Raw genomic sequence first — 2,620 nt, forward strand, 5'->3', positions numbered from 1 at the left:
GTTCTTCATTGGTTCCAAACGCAGCAAGATAATATTTACCTTCTTCAACAGAATGCATGGACGAAAGGTTTAAAGATGGTGGAGGTTCGTTACTTGCTTTACAACCCGATAGAACAATTATTGATGATAAACATAATAAATAAAATTTCTTCATACAGTACCTCCTACCCTAATTGGAAGTGACCCTTAATATTCCAATATTTAGGACGTTATTTTCTAACGAAAGTTGCGTTAATCTTCCCGTTAGTTGAGAAAACGACAGCCTTTATGCCGGCTGCCGTTTCCTCGAGTCTTATTGAGCTATCGTATCCGTTAGTTGAATCATTCATGTTGCGTTCCCTCGGCCTATAGGCTGTTTAACCACTTTTCATAGTAATCAGTTTGCTTGTCAATTCCTACAAATTTCAATTCTCTGTCATAGTCAAAGATATCAACTACATCTTTTATTAGTGCCTTTTGTCCATTAATAAGTTTATATGCCTTCCGTCCGCTCCCCATATCCAACTGCATTCTAGATGGATAAACGTTCTCGGCTGCACCATTGCAAGCAATCTGAATGTTCTCCAATTCTAATTCTCTTCTTATACTTAATAATGCTGTGAAAAAGTTTTCACTTTCACTAGTTAGTTTCTTACCTATAAAAATTAACTCAATAAAAACCATCTCTGGATTATGTGGTGATTCCTCGTACAAAACAAGATCCCCTACTTTAATATTTACATCAGTCTTGATTAATTGAACTTTTATATTTTTTGTTTCCATACTACTGCGCCCCTTAATTTTATTATTCGTTGATACTTATTTTCGTTAACTGAACGAAGGGCCGCCATACGGCAACCCTTCGTTCATTGAACTATAGTACCCGTTAGCTCAATGATCACCATGACTTTCTTGTATTAGTTCTATAATTTCACCTACACATTGTTCTATATCCTTATTTAAGCAATCGAGGGTTTTATCACTGTACTTTCTGTATAGAGGATATCTTTCCTCGTAAACGTCCTTAAGACTATTGCCTTTCTTTATAACAATGCCTCTGGTTGTTACGTTTATTAGTCTTCTCTTAATCTCTTCATATTGGACATGTAAATAAATGACCTGACCATCCTGTTTAAGGACATTCATGGCCTTTTCTGAATATATAACGCTTCCACCTGTAGATATAATGCAATTTTTTAATTGCAATTCAGACACAGTTTTTTCTTCGATCTGCATAAATTTTTCGAAACCCTCATTATCAATTATCTCTTGTAACAACCTACCCTCATGTTGCTGAATGACAATATCCGTATCCACGTAATCCATTCCTAAGGCTTTTGCAAGCAACACGCCTAAAGTGCTTTTACCAGCACCAGACATCCCTACAAGTACTATATTCATTTTCTTCCTCACTTCTTGAATTGTTATTGGTTTCGTTAAACCATTCGGTATTCCCCATAAATATCCTTCACAAGATAGCGCGAACTCCCGTTACTATAACGGAAAAAGCAGCCGATCGTGATTGCCGGCTGCTGCGTGTCTTGATTCAGCTATCGTACCCGTTAGCTTTATGACGACTGGCTCATACAGTGGCAGAAAGATCTTAGATCAAAAGTCACCAATAGTTGAACAACCCCTATTCAATCATTACGATCTAAAAAGTTGACTATATCTTTGAAAAATTGCTCTTTCTCTTTTTCTTTTATGTCGTGTCCTGATTGTGAATACTCCTTTATCATTAAATCACTATACATTATTTTGTATCGATATAAGTCGGTATCCTTAACTAGAGAATCTTTAAGAAGCCCTCTTGCTACTAATACTGGGATTTCCAATTCAAATTCTAAACGGATCTGTGCTGACTCCCGTTGAATGCCAATAACTGCTTTTGGACGAATAAAATCACTTCGGTTATATGGAATCAGATAGTTGTTTATATATTCTTCAGGCCAATCTGGATCCATTTCCCGATGCTCTGGAGGATAGTCACCCAAGACCATTGACTTCAGTCGTTCCCAGTGATTCTGAGCATAGCCTAAAGCGTATGAAACGCCACGTGAGTAGCCAAACAAATGAAAAGACTTTATTCCGGTATGCTTTACTATCGCTTGAATATCAGAAACATGATCAGAAAGGTTGTACCCGCAATCAGGAGTATCACTTTTCCCCCTGCCTCGAAATGATAATATTATACATCTTCTTGGTAACACTGCTTCGAGTAAATCAATATATTCATCTGCTGTTTCTGATAAACCAGGACAAACAATTAGCGGAGCCAAATCCTGATTCGTTTTATTAATTGAATCGTAGTAATGAATCATTACGGATTTATTTTGGGCCTTGCTCGATAATAAAGACGTTTTTCATCGCTCCTTTACAAAGGAAAATCTTTATTAAAGAATACCACGAAAGCAGGATATTGAACGTATATACCTCAACAATCCTCCCCGTTACTTTATAATAAAAAAGAGGAGCTGCCGCGTAGCAATCCCCTCCACTATCGTACCCGTTCGTATTATGAGGTCACCACATCTTTCTGGTGGACCTCATTTTTATGTGGTCGTAAGATAGCCATAGCCGGGGATTGAACGTTCGTGCCCGTGGGACTGTGATCCCGAGAGCTATACTGTGCATCCCCTCT

General features: G+C 37.7%; 3 protein-coding genes. All 3 read right to left on the reverse strand.

Features of this window, described 5'->3' with window-relative positions; genetic code table 11:
* Window positions 1-345 precede the first annotated feature (345 nt).
* A complete protein-coding gene (locus AC0YNV_RS40610) occupies window positions 346-762 on the reverse strand; it encodes a hypothetical protein (RefSeq protein ID WP_475773122.1) in 417 nt (138 codons plus the stop codon).
* A gap of 108 nt (window positions 763-870) precedes the next feature.
* Window positions 871-1,380 carry a shikimate kinase gene (locus AC0YNV_RS40615; RefSeq protein WP_475773123.1) on the reverse strand — a complete coding sequence of 170 codons (510 nt, stop codon included), beginning with the start codon at window positions 1,378-1,380 and terminating at the stop codon, window positions 871-873.
* Window positions 1,381-1,619: 239 nt separating this feature from the next.
* Complete coding sequence (locus AC0YNV_RS40620; RefSeq protein ID WP_475773124.1) at window positions 1,620-2,300, reverse strand: alpha/beta fold hydrolase; 681 nt, start codon at window positions 2,298-2,300, stop codon at window positions 1,620-1,622.
* Between the last annotated feature and the right edge of the window lie 320 nt (window positions 2,301-2,620).

This window comes from Paenibacillus sp. JT31N11, from assembly GCF_056269285.1.